We start from the raw sequence: 24935 nt of genomic DNA, 5'->3' as shown, positions 1-24935 counted from the left end.
TATATACTCCTGTCTAATTTATAAATATCATAAATGTAACAAATTACATTCCAAGAGATAATAAAAATCCTATTAATACCCCTAGTGGAGAAGTTATAACTCTTGAAAATAATACTGCTGGTGTAGCAACAGAAATAGTCTTAGGATCTGCATCACCCAAGGTTAATCCAACTGGTATAAAATCACATCCAACCTGACCATTTATAGCAAATAATGCTGGTAAAGCATATGATGGAGGAATTGCACCTGTTCCGATTTGTTGGCCTATAAGAGTACCAACAATTGCTGCCATAACTGCACCTGGTGCTAACAGTGGAGATAAAAATGGTAAGCCTACTATAACTCCTACAAGAATTAATCCTATTAAATTACCAGATAAAGGTACCAATGCTTTAGCTATAATATTTCCTATTCCTGTATAATTGATTATCCCAATAATTGTTGCTATGAAAGCCATAAATGGTAATATATTAGTCACTACATTTTCAATTGTTTCTCTACCTGATTGATAAAAAATAGTTGTAAACTTACTTGCCCCTCTTGCAATCTTATCTATGAAACCTTTAGATTCTTCCTTATTTTTTTGATCATCTTTTATTTTTTTATATTTTGTATCAAAATCTTCATCTTTTTCATTATGAATTAAGTTATCATCATTCTCAGAGTTTGATCCATCTGAAATATATATATCATCTACTGTTACTCCAGAAACAAATATATCTTCTGTTATAAATTTAGCCAATGGACCAGCTGGACCCTGCATTTTTATATCTACAGTTGGTATTCCTAACCTTGGATAAGTTCCAACTCTTGAATTTCCTCCACAATCAATTACAGCCACAAATGTTTCCGATTTATCTACTGGGTTCTTAAATTGATCTACCGCAATAGCTCCTGACAAATCCGCAATTTTCTGAGCCACAGGGTCTATTCCTCCACCTGTTACGGAAATTACATATTTTTTTTCTTCTGTTGGAGTTAATTCTAAAGGACCACCAAATCCACCTTTTCCCTTTATAATTTTAATTGTTTTAAATTCACTCATTTATTTCACCTCATCTAATGCATCTAAATCAACATTTTGTTTATTAGCCATTATTTCTGTAAGCTTTTGAGTTACAATACCTCTAATTAAAATAACGATTATTCCAGCAATAAAATATCTAACCGCTAGACTGGCTTGAGATATATTAAGTTGCCTAAATCCTTCCGCTATACCTAAATATACAAATAATTCACCTCCATTTGCATGAGGAAATAGTCCCGTAATCGGATGAACAAAAGACACCATAGCATCATAAACTGCTGGCTTATACTTTTCTTTTACAAATCTAATAAATGTATAACACATTGGATTTGCTAATACGAATACAGCTATTACAGGAAATACTGTATATCTAAGTACTAAATTACTAGTTATTTTTTGCATAAATTTATCTACTTTTTCTTCACCAGCTATTTTTATTAATGCAGTAACAAATGTCATTAAACATATTATTAAAGGTATTATTCCTGTAACAAAACCCATGAAAGATTCTCCACCTGCTTTAAAAATACCAATAAACCCTTCTGCTAATTTAGTTAAAAAATCCATAACCCCTCCTAATTAACGTTTTCCTAATTTTTAACAATAAATTTCCTATATGAGCTTAATTAATTCATAAATTACCTCCTTTAATTTAATCATTTTCTCTGCTTCATTTTTTATAATTATAATTATAATTTTTACATTTGTCAAGCTTTTTTATTTATGTCAAAAAATAGTTCGAATAATTCTAATTTAATATTTAATTAATAATGTAATATAAGACAGAATCCATATAAATTTGTAAAAATAAAAGGTAATTTAAATACCTTAATTCCTACAATGATTTAACAAAAAAACAAAACAATTTTTCCAAATTCCCATTGTCCAAAAAATCCTATACTTTGCTATGGTAGATGCATCAAGCAATGGAGATATAAGATTAAAGGATAGGAGCATATATTATCTCATTTATTAATATTATTAAAGGAAAATTAGAATCATATATAAAATATCTATAAATTTTTATGAAACTTTGAAACTTTATTAATTCATATGAGAGTAAAACAAGCTCTATTTATATAGAAATGATAACAACTGATATATAAAAAATGTATCAACCATTACCCTTTTATTGATATGTGCCATCCTTACTGGTCTGTCCAGTAATAAGGGTACATATCATGTCAGAATTTAGGCTGATACACAAACCTTTTAAGGAAGAAAAAATCTTATAATATTAATCTATATATATTATGTATTAGTTATTTTCTTTTATCAGAAAATAAACTGATATATACTTATTAATTTCCCTTAAAATTTAAATTATTCTCTTTTTATTAAATATTATTTAATATTAGAATCACCTATATCTTTTAAATAAATTTTAGTTTTTCTAAATTTCTGAAATAAGACTTTTAAAGCCAACTTTATATATTTGCGAAAAGCCCTGAGTTAAAATCTCTTAATTTTATATAAATAGCTGGAAAATAATGATTAAAAATGTAGCAGTTATCCCTATTGGGTATAGTCCTGAACCAAAAGACATTCCTATAATTGATGTGGTCCATATGCCTGCCGCTGTAGTAAGTCCTGTTACCCCATTATTTTTTACAAATATTACTCCTGCTCCTAAAAAGCCTATACCTGATACAATTTGGGCTGCAATTCTTGCAGCATCAAAATTTTGAGAATCATAAAAACCATATTTCGATACAATCATGGCCACACATGATCCTAAGGCAACTATTGTATGAGTTCTCACTCCAGCAAATTTCCTCTTAGTTTCTCTTTCTGACCCAATTATAAATCCACAAATACAAGATATAATGATTCTTGCAAAAAAATCTAAATATGTTGTAATTGAGTAATAAAACATCAAATACCTCTTGTTTATCTATTTTCCCTATACTTGTCTAAAGCAAATGCCCAATCAGTTTGGATTATATCACAACCCCAATCTAATAATTTCCCCCATCCCTTATCCGGATGATTTGTTAGAGAAATGTCATCATCAATTCCAGCATAAAGGTCAGTATTTTTGTCAAGTTTGATAGCATTTATTTGAATAAGAACATTGAATTTTTCCTTTAGCTTTTCAATGAATTCTCTACCAAAGGTTTCACTTTCTTTATCTTCTGCTATAACCTCTATACCTATAAGATTTATATTTGAATATTTCTCTAAAATCTTAATTTCGTCTACTTTTCTAAGTATAGGCATTATCATAAATTTATATTGATATTTTTCAAATATATCTAGGTTTCTATCATTGATTGAACATTTTATCATAATTCTCTTTAAATAATCTGTACTAAGCTCATCACATAATAAGTCCAAAATCTCTGGAAAATATCTTTCCGCTCTATCAACTTGAAATATAATATCCTTATTAGCATTTCTAATTATTTCTATAAATTCTTCTACATTTGAATTAGACTCTTCAAATAATTGATTTAATATTTTATATTTATTAATTTCATCGCTTTTCATCTTTTCAAAATCCTTATAAACACCTATAATTGTCTTTTCTTTATTGGTGTGAAAGGCAAAGAATTTATTATCGAGACTTTTTCCTACATCTATTTCTACAATATCCGTCCCAAATTTGTAAGCAAGATTTGTAGAATTTAGAGTATTTTGTGCTATATTTCCACCCCACACTCCCCTGTGAGCTGCAATTAAAAATCCCTTTTCTTTTATTTTTTTTATCAAAACCTCATTGTTTTCTTTATAAATTTCTTTTGATATATTCATATTCCCTCATTTTATTAAATTAAGATTTCTTTTTTATAAATTTGCTTTTAATTGTGTTTAATCCATCATAATATACTATCCAAACTACAAGCATGGATATTGCTATTAATATAGTTGAATAAACTAAGTTTATAGCTTTAGCATCAATAGCTGCTGTAGCATCTGCATTAGACCTTATAACTATTCCCAAAGTTGGCCTTAGTGGATGAAATAAAAAAGCAGATATTTCATATTCACTGAGTTTTCCATTGAAATTCAAGGCAAACATCGCTAAAACTGTTGGCATTATAACTGGAAGTACTATTTTAAAGAATGTATAAAATTTACTTGCACCTAAATTTTTAGCTGCTTCTTCTAATTCTTCATTAACTCCAAAATATGATGCTCTTACAAACCTATAAGTATTTGGTAATAATACTACTATATAAGCTATAAGCATAATCACCAAAGTTCCTGTTAAGACATTGTTTCCAACCCAAAATTGTGGGGTTCCATATAAGATGATTAAACCTAAAGCAAATAATATACCTGGTAGAATCCAAGGTGTATAAATTAAAAGCTCCAATATTTTTGTAAAAATATTATCTCTTTTTTGTGAAAGTCTGCCTACTCCTATGCAAATTATAGCTACTACTAGGGCTGCAAGTAAGGCATATACTACTGATGTTACAAAAGGTTCATATGCTGATGGGTCAGTCAAAACTGTTTTATAATTTTCTAAAGTAAATGATGAAAGGCTTATTCTTCCACTACCAATTGTTTGATAATCTGTAAATGAAAAAACTAATACACAAACAAAAGGTATTAGGTTTAAAAGGGCAAGTAAATAAGCTACTATATGAAATAAAGCATTGACCATAGGCTTTTTAATCTTTTGTTTTTTAAGATTTGCCTTAGTCTTTGATATAGACATGTAGTTTTTACCTTTTTCCATTCTTTGAACTACAAATAATACCCCTATCTGAAATACTCCTTGAAGTAAAGCAAGTATTGCTGCTATATCTCTTGAAGCCGGCCTGTTTGCAAGCGTTAGTATCAAAGGCATAATTGTCTGATAATCTCTTCCACCCAATATAAGCGGTGCTGCAAAAGCTGTTAAACCTTGTTGGAATAAAAGAACTACACAAGTAATAATCATTGGTCTAACTTGAGGAAAAACTACTTTACTCAATATTGTCCATTGACTTGCTCCAAGATTTTTAGCAGCTTCCACAGTATGATAATCAATACCTGAGAGTGAATTTCTAAAAAACAACATATAATTTGTTGTACAACCGAAAGTCATAGCAATAAGTGCTGCACGGTAACCTAAAAACCAATACCTATCAATACCCGGATTAATATTTGCTACTAAATTTGTAAATATACCATTTGGTCCATACGCAAAAATATATCCATTATTTATTAACAATCCTCCAAACACTAATGGTATAAGATAAGTTAGAGTTAAAAACTTACTTCCCTTAATATCAAAATAATCTATCAACAGTACCTGTATTATACCTACGATAGATACTGTTATAGGTAGAGTAACAGCCATTAAAAATGAATTTTTCAAGGCGTCTAATGCCCTTGTAGACTTAAATATTTTATTAATTGCTGTAAAAGTTAATTTTCCATCCTTTACAAAAGAAGTTTTTAAAACTGCTATATTTGGAAGAAGTACAAAGGAAATCAAGAAATAAAGTATTGTTACGACCCCTATAAGAACAATTAGATTAAATATTTTTCTATTAGACTTATTTTTATTTAACTCCATATCTAACACCCCTTAAACAAATGAATTTTTTCTATATCAAACCTAACTTTTACTTCTTCTCCCTTTTTAAATCGATTATTTTCTGACCTATATTCTTTTGTAGAAATTTTTATCTTGCTCTCTTTATCTATTAAATGATAAATATAATGAGTTCCATAATAATCTTCACTTTCAAATTCAAATATCATTTCATTTTCATTAAGGATACCATCATTAACACTAGTACTTATATGTTCTGGTCTTATATAAAAGCTATCATATTCACTTATATTTTTATTAGGTGCAATTTTTGAAACTAATGATTTACTAAGCTTATTACTATCTCCTATAAAAGTACATACAAATTCTGTAAGCGGATTCTCATATATTTCTTTTGGTGTTCCAACTTGTTCTAAATGTCCATTTGAAAATACCGCTATCCTATTTGATAAAGTTAAGGCTTCTTCCTGATCATGGGTTACGTATAGAGTTGTTACATTTAATTCTCTTTGAATCTTTTTTAGCTCTCCCCTTAACGATTTTCTAAGTTTTGCATCAAGATTACTTAAAGGCTCATCCATAGCCAAAATTTCTGGTTTTTTTGCCATAGCACGAGTTATAGCAACTCTTTGTTGTTGACCACCTGATAAATCAGATATATTTTTTTCTAATTGATCATCTGTTAAATCTACAACTTTTGCAAGTTCTCTAACCCTTTTATCAATAAATTCTTTATCTTTTTTTTCGACTTTTAGGCCAAAAGCAATATTATCATATACACTCATAGATGGAAAAAGTGCATATGATTGAAATACCATTCCTATTCCTCTATCCTCAATTTCTAAATCATTTATAACTTTATCATGAATTTTTATATCTCCTTTAGATGGCTTTAAGAATCCCGCTATCGCCCTTAGCATAGTAGATTTACCTGAACCAGAAGGACCCAAGAAGGTGAAAAATTCACCTTCTTTTACTTCAAAGTTTATTTCATCCATAGCTATAAAATCTCCATATTTAATTTGGACATTTTCTACATTAATCATAAATCCTCCTACTTGTAGATAAGCTCTTATTTTAGATATTATTGATAACTATAGTATATTTAACTCTACATACTCAACCCATTGGTCTATATATTTACCAACAAAATCAAAATCTATTTCAGCTGGTGTAGTTTCTTCCATAACTCTTTTGAGTCCTTCTGGAGCACTTTCTTGAGCTTTCTTATTTACCGGCATTTGATTATATCCTTCTGCAAATCCAGCCATAACATCTGTTGAACCTATCCAATCTACAAATTCCTTCTCTTTTTTATTATCTTCTCCATCTTTTATTATTCCTATTTGTTCAACAGTTTGAATAACACCAGACTTAGGGTTAATGATTCCTATTTTTACTCCATATTCTTTTTCTATTTCACTTGGCTTTGCCATATATGTATAAGCATAGGGAACTTTTCCATCTACAAAATTTTGAATCCAATCTTCACCTTCAGGTGTTTGATATCCATTCTTAAACCATTTTGATAGCTTATCCCAAGCTTCTTCTTTGACACCCATATCTTTAGACTCATCCTTATAATTTATTAAATGAATATACATGGCTGCAGTATCTGTAGCACCACCAAGTCCATTTTGAACCTTATAAAGGCCCTTATATTTTTCATTATTGTAAAAATCTGACCAATCATTAGGTATATCCTCTTCTTTTACAAACTCTTTATTATAAATTGGAAATACCCTTGCCATATCCATTGGTGAATATAGGCCTTCCTCATTAATATTTATGCCGTCCATAACTTGATCTAACCAATTCGGTTTATATGGTTCAAACATATCTTCCTTAGCTAATTTTTTAAAATTCATCTCGTTAAGACCAAACACAATATCTGCTACTGGCGCATTTTTTTCTGCTAACAAACGATTGACTAGATCTGTTCCTCCCAAATCTACCATTTCAACATCAAATCCTGCTTCTTTTGCTTTTTCTTTAAAATAATCTCCTCGACCATCACTTACTGCATTTGAATATACAATTATTGTATCTTTGCCAACATTTTTCAAATTTTGACTATCTTCATTTTTGGTATTACTAGCTTTATTTGCTGTATCATTATTTGATGAACATCCAACAAATACAAGTGATAGGACTAAAATTCCCATGCCAACAATTTTTTTTAGTTTCATTTTCTTCTCCTTTTTTTGTTTTTACTAATTTTCTATTCTAGTGTAGAACTATTTTATTAAGTTCAAGTAAAATGCTAGTATATTTTTAGTAAATTTATTATATTTCGTCTTAATTTTACTAAATTATTTTATCTGTGTCAATCGTTTTCTTATTACGGTAAATAGTTCTTTTTATATGTCCTATATGAATATCTCTATAATATCATTATTTAATCTAATACTTTATTAAAAGTTAATAGTTAGATTTTTAGTAAAAATATATTACTATTATTATTTCTTAATTAATGGTAAAATACTATTATTAGTATGAAAGTAGGTAATTATGGCTAGGTTAAAAGATATAGCTAAGTTGGCTAATGTTTCAATAGCTACAGTTTCAAGAGTTTTATCTAATGATGATAAATTTAAGGTAAAGAATGAAACTAGAGATTTAATTTTTAAAATAGCTAAAGAAAATAACTACAAGGTAAAAAACAAAAAAGATAGTAATATAATTAAGAATTCAAATAAAAAAGTTGCTCTCATTACTGGTGTCTCAAATAAAAACCAGTTTTCAAATCCATATTTTATTGAACTATGGAATGAAGTTCAATCATCCTGTACTAAGAGAGGATATTTTGTAGAATATTGTCATTTAAATTTTGTAGATATTAGTAAAATTAAAAATTCATTCGACTATTTTTTAGTAATGGGGCATATTAATAACAAGCAAATAAAAGATATATTGGACTATACTAATAAGGTTATTTTTATAGGTTCATCGCCACCACCTGTTGAATATGACTCTATAAGACCTAATTTTCAAGATGGTATGAATAAGATATTTGAACACATTTTTACACTTAATCTCGATAGTTTAGGCTTTATAGGGGCAGATGTAAAAATATCATCAAATAATGAAAGCTATGGAAAGATTATTCCTAATGAAAGACTAATATTATTTAAATCAAAGGCTCAAGAGGCTGATTTATTTGATAAGAGATATGTTATGAATGGTGAATATGTTATGGCTAGTGGTTATGAAATGATGGAAAATCAAATTAAAACTAGCAATTTAGCAAAGGCTTATATTGTTGCTAACGACTTTTTAGCTATGGGTGTAGTAAAGGCATTGGTTGATTATAATATAAAAGTTCCAGATGATGTAAAGATTATATCATTTGATAATTCAAATCTTGCTACATACTCTTCAATCTCATTAACAAGTCTTGATTTAAATATAAAATCTATGGCAGAATCTATATTCTTATTAATAGAGTCAAGAAACAATGGCAGAGATTTTCCAATTGAAATTTCTGTCCCTACTAAACTTATAATACGAAAATCAAGCCAAAAATAAAGACGGACATGATATAAAATCATAGTCCGCCTTCTTTTTTACTTTCCAACAAATCCTGCCGCTTCTTTTCCTGCTATTCTTCCAAATGTTATAATATCTGATACTGCGTTTCCACCGAGTCTATTTCCTCCGTGTACTCCTCCTGTCACTTCTCCTGCAGCGTATAGACCTTCTATAACTTGATTGTCTTTATCTAGAACTTGGGCCTTTGTGTCTATCATTACTCCTCCCATTGTGTGGTGGATTCCAGGTCCTATTGGTCCTACATAGTATGGGCCTTCTTTAAGGTTTGATTTTATTTTATCTAGGTTTTTTCTATTAAATTCTCCATCTTCCTTATTATCCACAGAATTTGACCATTTTTCAAGACTTTCTTTTACATTTTTTTCATCAGTTCCAATAAAGTCAGCTAAAGCTTTCACATCTTCAACTTTTGTAAGTAAATTTCTATCAGCATAGCCTTTTATTACATTTGATTCATCGTACATTTTTTGGTCTACTACAAGCCACGCAGTTTTGTCAGTTTGCTCATTTATAGCACTTGATACAGCATCTCTTGTTCCCATCTCATCAGTAAATCTAGTCCCTTCTTTGTTTAGAAGAATAGCACCATCTCCTCTTAGGGATTCTGAGATTAAAGAGCCATCTTTTTGAACTACTGTTGGGTGAGTTTGGATTTGATCCATGTCTACAAATCCTGCATTTAGTTTTTCTAAAAACTTTATAGCATCTCCTTCAATTGTTGGAGCATTTGTTGATACATAACCATCTAAGTCTGGCCTATATTTTTTAACCATATCGTTTGAACCACCAAAACCACCACTTGCAACTATAACCGCTTTTGAATCTACATTTAGTTCTTCTTGGTCAGTGCTTGCAGTTACACCTGCAATTTTACCATCTTCTTGCTTTATTTTTTCTACTCTTGCGTTATAAATTACTGGTACATTAAGTTCTTCACATTTTTTTAGTAATTTTTCTACTATGTATGGTCCAACTGAAAGTATCTTGCCATTTTCATCTACTGGTCTATGTTGACGTGGATTTTTGGCTCCGCCTGCAACTCCTACATCAGATAATCTTGCTCCAAGCTCATCTAACCAATTAATTGAATCTGAAGAGTTATCAACTAATACTCTAACAAGGTCAGGATTATTGATGTTATGTCCACCCTTCATTGTATCTTCAAAGAAATCTTCGTTTGAATCATTGATACCTGCTTCTTTTTGAAATTTTGTCTCAGATGCATTCATTCCGCCTGTCGCCCTATTTGTATTTCCACCAGCATTTGCCGCCTTTTCTACAACTATGACAGATTTTCCCTCTTGGGCAGCTGAGATTGCTGAAGTAAGCCCTGCTCCACCAGCACCTATTACAACTATATCCGCCTTTTGGTTAAGATCTATTTTTTCTTTTTTGGCTTCTTTTGCCTTTAAATCTTCTGGATTAATCCCTCCCTTTTTAAGGGCTTCGTTTACCGCCTTTAAAAAAGCTGTTGATGATATTGTAGCACCAGATACTGTTTCAATTTGAGTTGATTGGCGATCTACTATCTCTTTTGATAAACTTTCTATTGCTTTTTGACCAATAGTGTCTGTTTCTTTATCCGCATTAAAATCAACAGATTCTATTACTCCATCTGTAATTTTAACCTTTGCTGTAACATCTCCACCATATCCTTTTTCACTTGCTTCAAATACTCCTTCGCTAGTTGAAGTTGTAGCAGAGCCTTCTTTTTCTTTAACAGCAGTATCATTTGAACATGATGATGCAAGTAAAGAAAGTGAAAGTGCAAGTAAAAGTGATTTACCTATATTTTTAATCTTCATATTCCCTCCTTGTTTTATAAGACAAGTATAACATATTTGCAATTTTTTTCACAAAATATATTTGGAAATTTAAAAATATTTCTAAAATAATTGTTAATATAGTCTAGTAGTACAATATATCTTCTTTGTCTACATCCCAATAGACCTCTCTTATCTTTCTGTCATAAATTTTTAATATCTCAGGCATGGAATCGCTCATATTATCCATCTTCTTAAAGTCTTCATAGTCTATCCAAGAAAGTAGTCCCTCCCTATTTTCTTTTACTAGATTCCCTGAAAAATCAGGTGTTTCGTATAATAGTCCCACATCTTTTTGAAATTCCCCATCTTTATTTGTATAAGCCCAAGTAATTATTCCAACAAGTTCTGGATTTTTAATATCTAAATTTGTCTCCTCTTTGGCCTCTCTTATAACAGAGTCCTCAAAACTTTCTCTTTTTTCTACCTTTCCACCAGGAAAGGTAAGACCTTCCCGGCCTTCCTTTTTCTTTTTATCAAGGACTAGGACCTTCTTGGTATTTTTATCATAAATTTTCACCATATTCATGAGTCTAATTTTCATATTATCTCCTTAAAATAAAAAGGAAGCAAGAATCCTTGCTCCCCCAATCTATTATTTTCTTTCAAGTTCAATCTTTGCCTTTTTATCATTTAACTCAAATTCTTCGCTTGATAATTCTTTAGCTTGCATTGAATCAGCTAAAGTTTCTTTTTTGATTTCTTTTTCATATTCTTTAAGAGCTTTTGTTAAGTCTTCATCCGTCTCAAAGAATATTTCTATCCTATCTGTAACTTCATAGCCACTATCTTTTCTTAAGTTTTGGATTTTAGATACAAATTCTCTTGCATATCCTTCTTTTTTAAGATTTTCTGTAATTTCTGTATCAAGTACTACAAAGACATTTCCATCCATCTCAACATCGAATCCCTCCTTTGCTTGGATTCTTACGTCGAGGTATTCTTTGTCTACAATATATTTTTCTCCATTTATCTCAACTTCTTGTGGGTTTTCTTCAACTTTCCTTACAAAATCTTTGGCATCAACATCTTGAAGGTATTTCCCAAAAGCTCCTACATTTTTACCAAATATTTTTCCTACTTTTCTAAAGTTTGGCTTTAGGTAAAAGTCCATAAATTCTGATAAATCTTTGGCAAATTCTACTTTCTTAATATTAAGTTCTTCTTTGATTAGCCCTGTTAAATTAGATATTACTTCTTCATATGATCCATCTACCACTATTTTTTCAAGTGGTTGACGTACTTTTATGCTCTCTTTTTCTCTTGAGGCACGACCTAGAGTAACTATCTTTCTTACAAGGTCCATTTTCTCTTCAAGTTTTTCATCTATAAGTGACTCATTGACCTTATCAAGTATTTCAACGTGTACTGACATCTTTTCTGTTAAGTTCCTGAAAATTTCTTCAGCTATAAATGGAGCTATAGGTGCTGTCATTTTAGCTATAAGAATTAGAGCGTCATAGCAAGTTTTGTATACAGCCTTTTTAGATTCTGTTAAATCTTGGTTCCAAAATCTCTTTCTGTTTCTTCTTATATACCAATTTGATAAGTCTTCTACAACAAAGTCATTTACTAAGTGTACTACCTTATTGTAGTCAAACTCATCCATTGACTTATAGTAGTTTTTAAGAAGGGAATTAAGCCTTGAGTATAGCCATTTATCTATCTCTTCAAGTTTTACATTTTCAAATGACTTTATATCATCAAGATCTATATGGTCAGTATTGGCATATAAAACAAAGAAGTTATATACATTTTCTATCGTCCTAAAGAAGTTGTTTTTAACCTCTATAAGACCTTTTTCGTCAAATTTAGTAGGTACCCAAGCAGGTGATACATATAAAGAATAAAATCTTACTGCATCTGCCCCATACTTATCGAAAAGTTCAAATGGATTTAAGGTATTTCCCTTTGATTTTGACATCTTTTGACCATTTTTATCAACTACAAGGTCATTAACAAGTACATTTTTATAAGGTGCCTTTCCTGTTATGATTGTTGATATAGCCATAAGTGAGTAGAACCAACCCCTTGTTTGATCTATTCCTTCACAAATAAAGTCTGCAGGATAAAGTTCATCAAAGTTATCCTTGTTTTCAAATGGAAAGTGTACTTGAGCAAATGGCATGGCTCCAGAGTCAAACCAAACATCTATAACGTCTGGAACCCTGTGCATTGTTTTTCCACATTTAGGACAAGTAAGAGTTACATCATCAACATATGGTCTGTGAAGTTCTATATCCTCACTTATATTTTCATTTGCCTTCTCAACTAATTCTTTTCTTGAACCTATTGATTCTATGTGACTACAATCATCGCATCTCCAAAGGTTAAGTGGAGTTCCCCAATATCTTGACCTTGAAATTGCCCAGTCTTTTACATTTTCTAACCAGTTTCCAAATCTCTTATCACCTATAGTTTGTGGAAACCAATTTACACCATTATTATTTTCTACCATTTTTTCAGAAAGTTTACTCATTTCTATATACCAAGATGGCTTAGCATAATAAACAAGTGGTGTTTTACATCTCCAGCAGTGAGGGTAGTTGTGTTCAATTATTTGTTTTTTGAATACTTTTCCTTCATCTCTAAGGTGTAAAAATATTTCTTCATTTGTATCGAAGATAAATCTTCCTTTCCAAGGAGTTTCAGTAAAACATCCCTCAAGATCTACTGGTTGGACAAATGGTAGCTTATACTTTCTGCCTAATTGGTAGTCATCTTCACCAAAGGCTGGTGCTGTATGAACTATTCCTGTACCATCTTCTGCTGATACATAGTTAGCACAAGTTAAGTAAAATGCCTTACCTTCAACCTTTACATATGGAAGTAATTGTTCATATTCTACATATTCTAAATCCTTTCCTTTCATATGTTCTACTATTTCATACTCATGATCTCCCATAACTTTTTCAACTAGAGATTTTGCAAGATAATAGTAAGCACCATCTGTCTTATCATCTACTTTTACATAGTCAAGTTCTGGATGAACAGTGAGGGCAACATTTGATGGAAGTGTCCATGGTGTTGTTGTCCATGCTAGGAAATATTCATTCTCCCTATCTTTTCTCTTAAACTTACAGATAAGTGTTATTGCCTTATCCATTTGGTAGCCTTGGGCAACTTCGTGACTTGCAAGACCAGTACCACATCTTGGACAGTATGGCATAACCTTAGCCCCCTCATAGATAAGTCCTTTTTTGAAAGCTTGATTTAATAGCCACCATTCAGTTTCTATATAGTCATTGTCTAAAGTTATATATGGGTTATCCATGTCATATAAGAAAGCCATCCTATCTGACATATCTCTCCACATATCAGAATATTTAAATACGGAGTCCTTACATTTTTGATTAAATTTCTCAACCCCATATTCTTCTATTTGATCTTTTTCTGTAAAGCCCAATTCTTTTTCCACTTCTATTTCTACAGGAAGTCCATGTGTATCCCATCCTGCTTTTTTAAGTACCTTATAGCCTTGCATGTTTTTATATCTTGAAGTCATATCCTTCAAGGTCCTAGCTATAACATGATGGATACCTGGCTTGCCATTGGCTGTTGGAGGTCCATCATATATTATATATTCATCAGCATCTTCTCTTGTTGTAAAAGTCTTATCTAATAAGTCTATATCAGACCAATACTTAGATAAATCTAGTTCTCTTTGTTTTATATTTTTTGTATCTAGTGATTTAAAACTTGTCATATTACTCCTTCTATAAAATAATAAAAAAACGCCCCCAAAAGGGACGGTCCACCCAAAAATTGAGCATGAAGCTAACGCCTATCTTACGTAATAAACTACTTTTTTCATCTATTAGGCATAAAAGATGATCTTCATAGAAAACTAAACTGACCACTCTCACCTTGCTGGTCTTCTCTGTAAGTTATCCTATTCTACTACTCTTCTTTTAATAGCCTTATTATCTATTGATTAATTTACTAGATTTTAGAGATTTTGTCAAACGAATCTTTAAGCTTATATTTTTTCTATATTTAGAATTTATTGTAAAATTTATTAGTATTTAAACCAAAAATTTTATTTGCCTTTTTAATTGGATATTTCTATGACTTATAATAATATAAATCTATATAACCATAATCAAAGTTCCTGCACCTATAAGTATACACCCTATAAGAGATTTTATAGTAAAGTCCTCTCCCAAAAATACGAAGGCAAGGATTAAGGTCAAAACCACACTCATCTTATCTATAGGAACAACTTTTGATGCATCCCCATATTTTAGCGCTGCATAATAGCAAAGCCAACTTGCTCCTGTTGCAAGACCTGAAAGTATTAAAAATATCCAAGATTTTCTTCCTATATTGTGTATTCCTGAAAATGAATTTGTTATAAAAACCATACCCCAACTCATTAATAAGACTACAAAAGTCCTAATGGCAGTTGCAAGGTTTGAATTTACTCCATCTATACCAATTTTTGCAAGAATTGATGTAAGAGCTGCAAAAACTGCCGACATTATAGCTAAAATTATATACATATTATCCCCTTTCTACTTATATATCAATTATAAAGTTTATATTGATTAAAGTCCAAAAAGAAGCCCACTAAAAGTGGAGCTTCTAAAACTAAAATAAAAACACAAGAATTCTTGCTAAGCTCGTAAATCCTATACAGATTAAAATCCCAAATACTGTTGGCAAAATAAAAGATAGGACTGTCCATTTAATTGATTTTGTTTCTTTGTAAATTGTCAAAACTGTTGTGCCACATGGCCAGTGCATAAGACAAAAAATAATCATATTAATAGCAGTAATAAGAGTCCATCCATTATCAATTAATAGTCCCCTTAGTATCTCAGGATCTGATATGTCAAGAAGAGCCCCCTTTGCCATATAGGTCATTATCATAATTGGTACAACTATTTCATTTGCAGGAAATCCTAGAATAAAGGCTGCAAGGATAACTCCATCAAGTCCCATCAAAAATCCCAAAGGATTTAAAAATCCTACAAAATGATTTAAAATACTATCTCCAAATATGGAAATATTTGCAAAAACCCAAATTATTATTCCTGCAGGTGCTGCAATAATTATAGCTCTTCCCAAGACAAAAAGCGTCCTATCAAAGATTGATCTTACTATTACAGTTCCTATTTGTGGCATCCTATATGGTGGAAGTTCAAGGGTAAAGGATGAGGGAACTCCCTTTAAGACAGTTTTAGATAAAAGTTTAGATGACACAAAGGTCATAAACACTCCCAAAGTAATAACAAAGGCAAGAATCGCAGCCGATAAAAAGCTTCTTGTAAACTTATTTCCTACTCCAATTACAAGAAACATTGATATAGTTGATATAATAGTAGGGAATCTACCATTACATGGTACAAAGTTATTTGTAATAATAGCTATTAACCTTTCTCTTGGTGAATCTATTATCTTACATCCGGTAACCCCCGCAGCATTACATCCAAAGCCCATACACATTGTAAGAGCTTGTTTACCACAGGCATTACATTTTTGAAAAGACTTATCCAAATTAAAGGCAACTCTTGGAAGGTAGCCAAAGTCTTCTAAAAGAGTAAATAATGGGAAAAATATTGCCATAGGTGGTAACATTACTGATATAACCCATGCAACAACCCTATATATACCAAATATTAAAGGTGAGTAGATAGCTTCAGATACTCCTATCGCCTTCACAAAATCTAAAATTTTATCTTCAAAACCAAACAATAGCTCATTTAGCATATCACTTGGTACATTTGATCCTACAATAGTAATCCAAAATACTCCCAAAAGGAGTAAAAACATTATTAACATTCCCGTATACTTACTTGTAAATATCCTATCTAAAATCCTATCTCTTTTTTCATAATTAGGATTTTTATAAAGTACAGCCTTCGAACATATATACTGACTTTTAGCTACAAAACTTATAGAAATAATATCTTCAATTCTTTTTTTATCGATATCATTTGCTTCTAGTTTTTTTCTTGATTCATATAATTGTTCTTTAATTTCTTTTTTATCTAAAGGATTTTCTCCAAAATACTTCTTGCTAGATGAAAGTATGGAAGGATTATCTTCAAGTAGCCTTATAGCATACCATCTGCTATTAATCTTATCCTTATAATACTTATCCAATACTTTAGCTATCTTTTTTATCTCATCTTCCATAAGTCTAGGATAGGTAATTTGTATTGGATTATAAGGATTAGATTCAAGACTATCTAAGGCTTTTTCTATATTGGAAAGACCTTTCCCACTTCTTGCTGCTGTTCCTATTACAGGTATGGATAGCATTTTTGATAGGGACTCTAAGTTTACTTCTATATTTTTCTTCTTAGCTTCATCTAAAAGATTTACACATAAAATAACCTTTTTTCCAGTTTCTATTATTTGAAGAAGTAAATTCAAATTTCTTTCCAAAACAGTACCATCGCATACAACTACAACTGCATCTGGATTTTCAAAGCAGATAAAATCCCTTGCAATCTCTTCTTCCTCCGAGTGAGCCAAAAGAGAGTAGCAACCTGGTAAATCAACCAATTGAATGTCCTTATCCTTAAACTTAACCCTCCCCTTAGCACACTCAACAGTTTTGCCAGGCCAATTCCCCGTATGTTGTTTAAGTCCTGTTAGGGCATTAAAAACTGTCGACTTTCCAACGTTAGGATTTCCAGCAAGAGCTATTGTTTTTTTCATAGCTTATCCTCTTTTTTTATTAAAACTCCCCTAGCATCTTTATTTCTAATAGCTATAATTGTTTTCATAATAAGATAGGCCTTTGGGTCTTTCATAGGAGACTTAAAAAGACATTTTATATCAATTCCCCTAACAAATCCCAAATCTTGTAACCTTCTTTTCATAGAAAAATCATCTGAAAAGCCTAGAATTCTTGCACTTTCTCCAGGTTCTAATTGATTTAAGTTCATATTGACTCCTTTTAGTATTTTAAATTTAAATTATTTTTTAAGTATTTAGTCAATATAATTATAAATTAAAGGATAATAATAATCAATATCTTTAGATAAGAAAAGAACTATTGTAAATGAATTAATAATTTCAAAGTTATTAAAAGCTCCTCCACGACAATTAGCCTCCATAAGCCTAGGATATCCTCAAATTGTCTATTGGTAACTTGTAATGATAAAAAGTTAGAAATTCATAATTTTACAACAGTTCCTTAATATTTAATATTTACTTGTGGATATTTACCTTAAACTTATCTATAGAAAAATTGTCCCAGCTATCTACATTGGCCTTCTTAATAGCTTCCTTTAGCATATCTAAGTCAGAATCAAAATCTTTTCTAAAAACATAATGATTTTTATCCATGAAATTTATCATTACCCCATCATAATCATTAAAGTCTTCTATAAAGGGTAATTTTTCAACATCATAGAACTCATATATAGTAATATCAAGATTTTTAATATTGTTTTTTGTTATTGGATTAAAACTTAGGTCAAAAAAACCTGCATTTATAGATTCGTATACTATATCAAGTCCCATATTTTCTTTGCTAGGAAAAATAGAGCCAGATATCCCCTTTAACCTTCCCCCATTTTCAATTTTAACTACAATTCCATTAGACATATTTTTAAAATAATCATTAAATTCTCTTAAATAGGTCTTATTTTCTAGATAATTTTTAATCGCATTAAGACTAAGTTTTACATAATCATCCATTACAATAAACTTTCTATATCTTTTTTTAATTTTTCGGGCTTAGTATTTGGAGAAAACCTATCTACAACATTTCCATTCCTGTCTACCAAGAATTTAGTAAAATTCCACTTAATCTTATCAGATAAAATTCCACCTTCTTCTTTTTTAAGAAAAGTATAAAGTGGAGATTCATTTTCTCCATTTACATCAATTTTTTGAAATCTATCAAAGCTTGTACCGAAGTTTAAGCTACAAAAATTATCAATTCCCTCATCATCTTCTGGTGCTTGGTGGCCAAATTGGTTACATGGGAAATCTAGAATTTCAAAGCCTTGTTCCTTATATTCTTCATAAAGATCTTCAAGCCCTTGATATTGTGGAGTGAAGCCACATTTTGTAGCAGTATTTACTATTAAAAGAACCTTTCCCTTGTATTTTTCAAGTTTTACGTCTTTTCCCTTGTTATCTTTAACTGTTATATCGTAAATCATAAATCCTCCTATTTTAAATCTTTATAATTAATTGTATATTTTTGAAATTCTTAGAGAACTTTAAAATATCCTTGTTTTATTATTTACCCAATTTCTGATAAAATTATATATAGAAAGATTTTGGGTAAAATAATAACAAAAGATTTTATTGTAATTATAAAGGAGATTTTATGTACGATTATTTGATTGTAGGAAATGGTATAGCGGGACTAAAAGCAGCTGAGGCAATTAGAAAAAAAGATAATGAAACCTCAATTGTAATAATCTCTGAGGCAAGTCAACATACTTATTGGAGAACCAGATTATCTGAACTTATCTGTAAAGATTTTAATGAAGAAGATATATATGTTAAAAAATGTGATTGGTATGATAAAAATCATATAAAAGAAATATTTAATACAAGGGTAGAAAAACTTGATCTTGAAAATAAGAAGGCCATACTTGAAGATGGAAAAGAATTAGGATATGGCAAGGCTCTTATTGCTACTGGAAGCCATCCCTTTATTCCAGCCATTAAAAATGTCGACATAAATGGAGTGTTTGCAATAAGAAGTATAGAAGATCTTAATAAATTTAGAAACCATATAGAGAAAAATAAAAGAGTCGTAGTTATAGGTGGTGGACTTTTAGGTCTTGAAGCAGCTTACTCTATCAAAAAGGCAGAATGTGAGGTTCTTGTAGTAGAAAGCTTTGACCATATACTTGCAAAGCAGCTTGATAATGAATTATCCGAAAAACTCGAAGCAGAACTTAATAAGGCTGGAATCGCTACAAAAACAGGTAAAAATACTATTGAAATCTTAGAAGATAATGGAAAACTTTGTGGAATTAAACTTGATGATGGAGAAGAAATAAAAGCAAATACTGTAATAATACAAGCAGGCGTTAGAAATAATCTTGATCTTGCAAAAGAAAGCGACCTTGAAGTTGAACGTGGGATAAAGGTAGATGCAACTCTTAAAACAAGTAATGAGAATGTATATGCAGCAGGAGATTGTGTTCAATTAGCGGATACAACAATTGGTCTTTGGACTGCTTCTATGGAGATGGGACAAATAGCAGGAGCTAATATGGCAGGCGATAGCAAAACATATGAAACTCCAAAGCCATTTTCTCAACTTATGATAGGAAATATTAAAGTATTTTCAGCAGGCTTTAATAAGGGTGAAGGAATAGAAGAGATTAAAAAAGAAAATGGAGAAAATATCTACAAGTTATTTAAAAAAGATGGTGACTTTGTGGGTGCAATTTTGTGGAAAGACACCAAATATCAGATGGATGTCAAAAAAATAGTCTTTGACAAGCTAGACCCAAAAGAAACCAAACTCGGTAAGGAGATTTTTGGTCTATAATAATTTAAGAAATCTATAATGCAAAAGAGTCAAAGTCCTAAAATAAAAAAGATAAGTATTTAATCTGACCCCAAAAATAAATATTTGTAAAATTTTATGTGCGAAAACCTCCTGATTAGGGAAAAAACTAATCAGGAGGAATTTCTATGCCAAGAAAAATGCTAGAATAATATTAAACAAAGTATCTAAAATTGTAATCGGAGAGTAGCAAGCAGAAATAATACAAAACTTACAAAAAACTCTAAAAATCTTTTAATAGATTAATGAACTAGAGAATATTTAACTTATAAATATGGTGAAAAAACACTATCTTAAACGCAAAAATCAATCAATCAAATATTAACTATTGGTATTAAATCCACTACACCTAATTAATTAAATATTATGTCCAGTTTTATCGGTACACATCATGTCAAAGCTTAAATTGATGCACAAAACTATTTACAGACCCTACTAAGCTATCTATTTTTTTCTACTAAAGCACCTTCTTTCATATAAAAATGGACATCAACCAAACTACTTATAAAATCGTGTTCGTGGCTAGCTAGCAAAATTAGTTTGCCTTTTTTCTTCTCCTTGCTTATAATCTCCTTTAAAACCTTAATACCTTCTTCATCAATTGCAATTGTTGGTTCATCAAAAATTAGAATTTTAGGATCTTCCATGATTACATTTGCAATAGCTAATCTTTGTTTCATACCTAAGGAGTAGGCTTCGTATTTTTTATCCTTTGCCTCTGTAAGTCCCACCTTATCTAATACTTGCAAAATCCTTTCTACATTAGCAATTTTGCGGATGGAGGCAATTATTTCTAAATTTTGCAAACCTGTTAAACCTTTAAGAAAACTAGGATTTTCTAACAAAAGCCCTATGTCTTGTGGGATAATATTTCCATCTATTTTTTCACCTTGGATATAAATTTCTCCATCATCAATTACAATCAGACCACATATGGCACGAAATAACATTGTTTTTCCAGAACCATTTCTTCTTTATCCTCCATTCACATACATATAAGCCGCACCAGGATTCATTTCTATATAATATAATAACGTTTTCTATTTGTTAATATATATTTAATTTATTTTAAAAAAACATATTAATTGTGTGTTGTCAACTTAATATAAATTAATACATTAAACAATTGTATAGAAAGTCAAAATATTGTGACATAAGTGGTTAGGTCTCTTACATATTTTTGGGAATTTTTTCGATGGTTTTATGGATTGACTAAAATCCCAAGAAATATATGCTATTCTAAACTACTTTTTCGAAATATTCTTCAACGACTTCATTTGGATTTTTGAAGTTAAGTGCCTTGCGCTAAGCGATCTCTCCCTTGCTTAAATTGAGTTCTGACACTTTTTATAGTTTTTCTTCAATAGAGAATCATTTCTCTCTTAGAACTTTTCTTGATTTCTCTATTAATTATTTTTCCAAGATCTGTATATTGGCGTAATTTGACAGCTTATTTCTGAATTATCCAAAGCTTTTTTAAAAGTTTGATCTTTTATTTTTCAGAATTTCACCATTACAAAATTCTCTTATTTTTTTATTATATTTTATTCTTTTTCCTATATTCACTAGGACTTCGTCCTGTGAAAGCTTTAAAAGCTCTAGTAAAATTTGAAGTATTAGTAAAAGATACTTCAAGAGAAATCTCTGTGATTGACTTATCTGTATTTATAAGCAAATCCTCTGCCCTTATTAGCCTAAGCTTAGATAGGTATTTCATAGGTGTATATTGATATTTTCCCATAAACTTATGGGTTAGGCTTGATTTTGATATTTTGAATTTCTCACAAATATAGTCAAGACTTATATTTTTTTCTAAATTTTCTCTCATATAGGCTTCAATTTTTTCTATATAGAAAAAGGAATCAGATTGGTAATATGTATCCTTAAAAGAATTTGAATTAAGGAGTGATATCCTATAAATTAACTCTAGGCTCTTTAAACTAATAAGATTAAAATCACAAGACTCTAATACTTGTACAAGCTCTTTTGCTAAGGATACTAATGTCTTATCATCAATTACCCTTCCTATATCCTTAATATTTTTAATGCTATCTAAGAATGATTTTATAAATGGATAGGAAAAATCTTTCTTTTCTATTTTTTTATCTACTATGATTATATTAAAGGCCCTAGTATTGTGACTTGATGTATAGGACATCTTAGATTTTGGAATTGCCTTTCCTAAAAAAATTTCGTTTGTGGTAATTAGGATTTTGGCATAATTAATATAAGTAAAGTAGTTTCCTTCAGCACAAAATCCTATCCTAAAACCAGTATTTCCTGGAGAGTTCGATGCTTTTGCCTGATATTTTTTCTTAAGATTGATATACATTATAAAGACACCAGGAAAGATTTCATAGCTTGTCATTTTATTTTCTTTATTTTCTAGCCCTTCATAATTAATTATCTTAGGATTATCAGTTTTAACTTCCCTAAATCCCCAAGATTTTAGCCTATTATATGTCATTTACAAACTCCAATATATTTTCATTTGCCATAGAGATAAATTCGTAGTCGTGGCTTACTATTATTACAGTTTTGCCATCTTTTTTCATTTTTTTTATGATTTTTACAAGTTTTTCCATAGAAGGATAGCAAAGTCCACTTGTTGGCTCATCCATTATTACTATTTTTTTAGAACTTACAAAAGCTAAGCCTAAGGCAAGTCTTTGCTTTTCTCCCCCTGATAAACTTTGTGGATGGGAATTCTTTTTATCAAAAAGTTCAACCATTTTTAATATTCTATCAATTTTTCTCTCATCGACTTCTACAATTTGCATTTCACTTAGAACTGATTCTGTAAAAAGTTGGTAATTTACATCTTGCATAATAAGACTTATATAAGCTGGAGGAAAAGATATCTTATCATCATTTATAAAGAAATCTCCTTTTTGTTTTTTGTTAAGATTGCAAACATTTCTAATAAATGAGCTTTTACCTACACCATTTTCTCCTATAATAAAATATATGCCTTGATCTAGGGAGAGGTTAAAGTTAAATATAGTTCTTTTCTTATACCTACATTTAAAGTTTAAAAATTTAAGACTTTTATTTTTGTCATAAGTCTTATCAAAAAGATTTTTAACTTCATAACTTTTATGTCTTAAATTATTTTTTTCTATAAGATTAATAGATCTAAGTTTGTTTTCTTTTATTATATCATCATTAATTTTTAAGGCATCAAAGCCAATAACTTTTTTATTTTTTATTATATAAAGCTTATCTAAGATATCTTTTAAGTAGTAAAGTCTGTGTTCGGCTATTATTATGATTTTTCCAAGATTTTTAAGCTGATTGATAGCTGATTTAAGCCTTATTATAGATTCCTTATCAAGGGATGCGCTCGGTTCATCAAATATATAAATCTCATTGTCCATTACAGATACAGAAGTAATTGCTACGAGTTGTTTTTCTCCTCCTGATAATTTCATAAGATCCCTATCAAGAAGATTTTCTGTTTGAAGAAGTTTAGTAAAATGGTTTATTTTTTTATATATTCCATCTTTAGAAATATTTCTATTTTCTAGTCCAAAAGCTATCTCATCCAAGGAGTTTACCGCATAAAATTGATTTTTAGGATTTTGAAAAACTGTTGATATAAAAAGACTTCTATCGCTTATATTTTTATCTAAAAGACTATTTCCTTCAAACAGTATATCCCCACTTATATTGGCCTTGTTAATTTCAGGAATTATTCCATTAATTAAACTTATAAGTGTAGACTTACCTGAGCCTGACTTTCCTGTTATGACATTTATAGTTCCCTTTTTAAAGGCTAGGTTTATCCTATCTAAGATTTTTATTTCTTTTTCATCTTGGTCCTTAAAATAAAGGGAAAAATCTTTAAATTCCAACATATTTTACTCCTATATATAAGGCTAAAAGAAAAATACCAAAGCTTATTAGAAAAAAATCTTCTAACTTTATCCTTGTTTTTGAAATAGATGTTCTAGGATAACCTATTTTCATACCTCTAGTCATTGCAGAAATTGCTACATTATCTGCAGTTTGTGATGTTATCATAAGAAGTGGTACAAACTTATATTCGAGAAATTTCCCTGGATCTTTAAAGAAATTTCTCATAGTAATCCCATGCATATACATAGCCTCTTTTATAGTTTTCTTATCTTCTCTAATAGAATAAAAAAACCTAAACATTACAGAAATAGGGATAATTATAGGATCTGGAACCTTCATTTTTTGTAGGCTTTTTACTAAATCGCTCATTTTAGTTGTAGTAATTGAATAATAAGTCATCATAACAATTGGCATAATCTTAATTCCTATCATTACATAAATTCCTATCAAAACTATTAATATATTGTCTTTAAAATTTCTTAAAAGTATAGGATAAATCGCAACAAGACTATAAAAAATCACTCCCCTTATAAAAAAAGAATAATTTTTATCAAAAAGTGATAAAAAAAATGGAAAAAGGGCTAAAGAAAGCCCAATAAATCCATATCTTTCAGAAAGCGTCCCTTCTGTCGCAATAAAGCCTACAACAAGAGTCATAAAAAGTTTTGACCTAAAATCAAATCTCAT

At 30.0% G+C, this 24935-nt stretch carries 19 protein-coding genes and 2 pseudogenes; 2 read left to right on the top strand and 19 right to left on the bottom strand.

Annotated features, from left to right (window positions below; all coding sequences use genetic code 11):
• Positions 1–43: 43 nt before the first annotated feature.
• From srlE to FYJ26_RS04775, 7 genes and pseudogenes are all read right to left on the bottom strand, one after another.
• Positions 44–1045: a PTS glucitol/sorbitol transporter subunit IIB gene (gene srlE, locus FYJ26_RS04805; protein ID WP_154540180.1), complete on the bottom strand. Its 1002-nt coding sequence runs from the start codon at positions 1043–1045 to the stop codon at positions 44–46.
• A complete protein-coding gene (srlA, locus tag FYJ26_RS04800; RefSeq protein ID WP_154540178.1) occupies positions 1046–1594 on the bottom strand; it encodes a PTS glucitol/sorbitol transporter subunit IIC in 549 nt (182 codons plus the stop codon). It abuts the gene before it with no gap.
• Positions 1595–2498: 904 nt separating this feature from the next.
• Positions 2499–2903, bottom strand: a pseudogene (locus FYJ26_RS04795) (MgtC/SapB family protein); the annotation flags it as partial.
• A gap of 14 nt (positions 2904–2917) precedes the next feature.
• Complete coding sequence (locus tag FYJ26_RS04790) at positions 2918–3781, bottom strand: glycerophosphodiester phosphodiesterase family protein (RefSeq protein WP_154540174.1); 864 nt, start codon at positions 3779–3781, stop codon at positions 2918–2920.
• Positions 3782–3800: 19 nt separating this feature from the next.
• Positions 3801–5540, bottom strand: a complete 1740-nt coding sequence (locus FYJ26_RS04785; RefSeq protein ID WP_154540172.1) for an ABC transporter permease — start codon at positions 5538–5540, stop codon at positions 3801–3803.
• A gap of 2 nt (positions 5541–5542) precedes the next feature.
• Positions 5543–6565, bottom strand: coding sequence for an ABC transporter ATP-binding protein (locus FYJ26_RS04780; protein WP_154540170.1), 1023 nt, complete (start codon positions 6563–6565; stop codon positions 5543–5545).
• A 48-nt stretch (positions 6566–6613) separates the two neighbouring features.
• A complete protein-coding gene (locus FYJ26_RS04775; RefSeq protein ID WP_154540168.1) occupies positions 6614–7708 on the bottom strand; it encodes an extracellular solute-binding protein in 1095 nt (364 codons plus the stop codon).
• A gap of 322 nt (positions 7709–8030) precedes the next feature.
• On the opposite strand from FYJ26_RS04775, the gene FYJ26_RS04770 reads away from it, so the two are divergent.
• The gene (locus FYJ26_RS04770) at positions 8031–9047 is read left to right on the top strand and encodes a LacI family DNA-binding transcriptional regulator (RefSeq protein ID WP_154540166.1); all 1017 of its coding nucleotides are present in this window, start codon (positions 8031–8033) and stop codon (positions 9045–9047) included.
• 38 nt (positions 9048–9085) lie between these two features.
• Here FYJ26_RS04770 and FYJ26_RS04765 read toward each other — a convergent pair whose 3' ends face one another.
• The 8 genes from FYJ26_RS04765 to FYJ26_RS04730 all read right to left on the bottom strand — a co-directional run bounded on the left by FYJ26_RS04765 (position 9086) and on the right by FYJ26_RS04730 (position 19020).
• Positions 9086–10876, bottom strand: coding sequence for a flavocytochrome c (locus FYJ26_RS04765; RefSeq protein ID WP_154540164.1), 1791 nt, complete (start codon positions 10874–10876; stop codon positions 9086–9088).
• A gap of 103 nt (positions 10877–10979) precedes the next feature.
• Positions 10980–11438, bottom strand: a complete 459-nt coding sequence (locus FYJ26_RS04760) for an NUDIX domain-containing protein (RefSeq protein ID WP_154540162.1) — start codon at positions 11436–11438, stop codon at positions 10980–10982.
• A 51-nt stretch (positions 11439–11489) separates the two neighbouring features.
• A complete protein-coding gene (gene ileS, locus FYJ26_RS04755) occupies positions 11490–14600 on the bottom strand; it encodes an isoleucine--tRNA ligase (protein ID WP_154540160.1) in 3111 nt (1036 codons plus the stop codon).
• A gap of 382 nt (positions 14601–14982) precedes the next feature.
• Positions 14983–15396: an EamA family transporter gene (locus tag FYJ26_RS04750; RefSeq protein WP_154540158.1), complete on the bottom strand. Its 414-nt coding sequence runs from the start codon at positions 15394–15396 to the stop codon at positions 14983–14985.
• 88 nt (positions 15397–15484) lie between these two features.
• Positions 15485–17563, bottom strand: a complete 2079-nt coding sequence (feoB, locus tag FYJ26_RS04745; RefSeq protein WP_154540156.1) for a ferrous iron transport protein B — start codon at positions 17561–17563, stop codon at positions 15485–15487.
• Complete coding sequence (locus tag FYJ26_RS04740; RefSeq protein ID WP_154540154.1) at positions 17560–17793, bottom strand: FeoA family protein; 234 nt, start codon at positions 17791–17793, stop codon at positions 17560–17562. Before FYJ26_RS04740 ends, feoB begins: the two co-directional genes overlap by 4 nt.
• Before the next feature lie 265 nt (positions 17794–18058).
• Entirely contained in the window at positions 18059–18550 is a 492-nt protein-coding gene (locus FYJ26_RS04735; RefSeq protein ID WP_154540152.1) for an AMMECR1 domain-containing protein, read from the bottom strand.
• On the bottom strand, positions 18550–19020 hold the full coding sequence (locus FYJ26_RS04730) for a glutathione peroxidase (protein WP_154540150.1): 471 nt from the start codon (positions 19018–19020) through the stop codon (positions 18550–18552). Before FYJ26_RS04730 ends, FYJ26_RS04735 begins: the two co-directional genes overlap by 1 nt.
• A 170-nt stretch (positions 19021–19190) precedes the next feature.
• Here FYJ26_RS04730 and FYJ26_RS04725 point away from each other — a divergent pair, with 170 nt between their 5' ends.
• Positions 19191–20372 carry an NAD(P)/FAD-dependent oxidoreductase gene (locus FYJ26_RS04725; protein WP_154540148.1) on the top strand — a complete coding sequence of 394 codons (1182 nt, stop codon included), beginning with the start codon at positions 19191–19193 and terminating at the stop codon, positions 20370–20372.
• Between the two features lie 458 nt (positions 20373–20830).
• Here the strand turns inward: FYJ26_RS04725 and FYJ26_RS04720 are convergent.
• The 4 genes and pseudogenes from FYJ26_RS04720 to FYJ26_RS04705 all read right to left on the bottom strand — a co-directional run.
• A pseudogene (locus FYJ26_RS04720) lies at positions 20831–21349 on the bottom strand (ATP-binding cassette domain-containing protein); the annotation flags it as partial.
• Between the two features lie 578 nt (positions 21350–21927).
• Entirely contained in the window at positions 21928–22857 is a 930-nt protein-coding gene (locus FYJ26_RS04715; protein ID WP_154540144.1) for a helix-turn-helix domain-containing protein, read from the bottom strand.
• A complete protein-coding gene (locus FYJ26_RS04710) occupies positions 22847–24247 on the bottom strand; it encodes an ATP-binding cassette domain-containing protein (protein WP_154540142.1) in 1401 nt (466 codons plus the stop codon). The genes FYJ26_RS04715 and FYJ26_RS04710 overlap by 11 nt, the downstream gene beginning before the upstream one ends.
• On the bottom strand, positions 24234–24935 hold the full coding sequence (locus FYJ26_RS04705; protein ID WP_154540140.1) for an energy-coupling factor transporter transmembrane component T: 702 nt from the start codon (positions 24933–24935) through the stop codon (positions 24234–24236). The genes FYJ26_RS04710 and FYJ26_RS04705 overlap by 14 nt, the downstream gene beginning before the upstream one ends.

It is taken from the genome of Anaerococcus porci, from assembly GCF_009696575.1.
Classification (GTDB): Bacteria; Bacillota; Clostridia; order Tissierellales; family Peptoniphilaceae; genus Anaerococcus; species Anaerococcus porci.
The sequence above is the reverse complement of the archived record's forward strand: the minus strand, read 5'-3'. Positions and strand labels throughout refer to the sequence as shown.

Coding starts and splice junctions, on each gene's coding strand:
- FYJ26_RS04750 (WP_154540158.1), bottom strand. CDS start 15,396: ATGTATATAATTTTAGCTATAATGTCGGCAGTTTTTGCAGCTCTTACA.
- FYJ26_RS04765 (WP_154540164.1), bottom strand. CDS start 10,876: ATGAAGATTAAAAATATAGGTAAATCACTTTTACTTGCACTTTCACTT.
- FYJ26_RS04780 (WP_154540170.1), bottom strand. CDS start 6,565: ATGATTAATGTAGAAAATGTCCAAATTAAATATGGAGATTTTATAGCT.
- srlE (WP_154540180.1), bottom strand. CDS start 1,045: ATGAGTGAATTTAAAACAATTAAAATTATAAAGGGAAAAGGTGGATTT.
- FYJ26_RS04715 (WP_154540144.1), bottom strand. CDS start 22,857: ATGACATATAATAGGCTAAAATCTTGGGGATTTAGGGAAGTTAAAACT.
- FYJ26_RS04705 (WP_154540140.1), bottom strand. CDS start 24,935: ATGAGATTTGATTTTAGGTCAAAACTTTTTATGACTCTTGTTGTAGGC.
- FYJ26_RS04775 (WP_154540168.1), bottom strand. CDS start 7,708: ATGAAACTAAAAAAAATTGTTGGCATGGGAATTTTAGTCCTATCACTT.
- FYJ26_RS04740 (WP_154540154.1), bottom strand. CDS start 17,793: ATGAACTTAAATCAATTAGAACCTGGAGAAAGTGCAAGAATTCTAGGC.
- srlA (WP_154540178.1), bottom strand. CDS start 1,594: ATGGATTTTTTAACTAAATTAGCAGAAGGGTTTATTGGTATTTTTAAA.
- feoB (WP_154540156.1), bottom strand. CDS start 17,563: ATGAAAAAAACAATAGCTCTTGCTGGAAATCCTAACGTTGGAAAGTCG.
- FYJ26_RS04760 (WP_154540162.1), bottom strand. CDS start 11,438: ATGAAAATTAGACTCATGAATATGGTGAAAATTTATGATAAAAATACC.
- FYJ26_RS04730 (WP_154540150.1), bottom strand. CDS start 19,020: ATGATTTACGATATAACAGTTAAAGATAACAAGGGAAAAGACGTAAAA.
- FYJ26_RS04735 (WP_154540152.1), bottom strand. CDS start 18,550: ATGGATGATTATGTAAAACTTAGTCTTAATGCGATTAAAAATTATCTA.
- FYJ26_RS04790 (WP_154540174.1), bottom strand. CDS start 3,781: ATGAATATATCAAAAGAAATTTATAAAGAAAACAATGAGGTTTTGATA.
- FYJ26_RS04785 (WP_154540172.1), bottom strand. CDS start 5,540: ATGGAGTTAAATAAAAATAAGTCTAATAGAAAAATATTTAATCTAATT.
- FYJ26_RS04725 (WP_154540148.1), top strand. CDS start 19,191: ATGTACGATTATTTGATTGTAGGAAATGGTATAGCGGGACTAAAAGCA.
- ileS (WP_154540160.1), bottom strand. CDS start 14,600: ATGACAAGTTTTAAATCACTAGATACAAAAAATATAAAACAAAGAGAA.
- FYJ26_RS04710 (WP_154540142.1), bottom strand. CDS start 24,247: ATGTTGGAATTTAAAGATTTTTCCCTTTATTTTAAGGACCAAGATGAA.
- FYJ26_RS04770 (WP_154540166.1), top strand. CDS start 8,031: ATGGCTAGGTTAAAAGATATAGCTAAGTTGGCTAATGTTTCAATAGCT.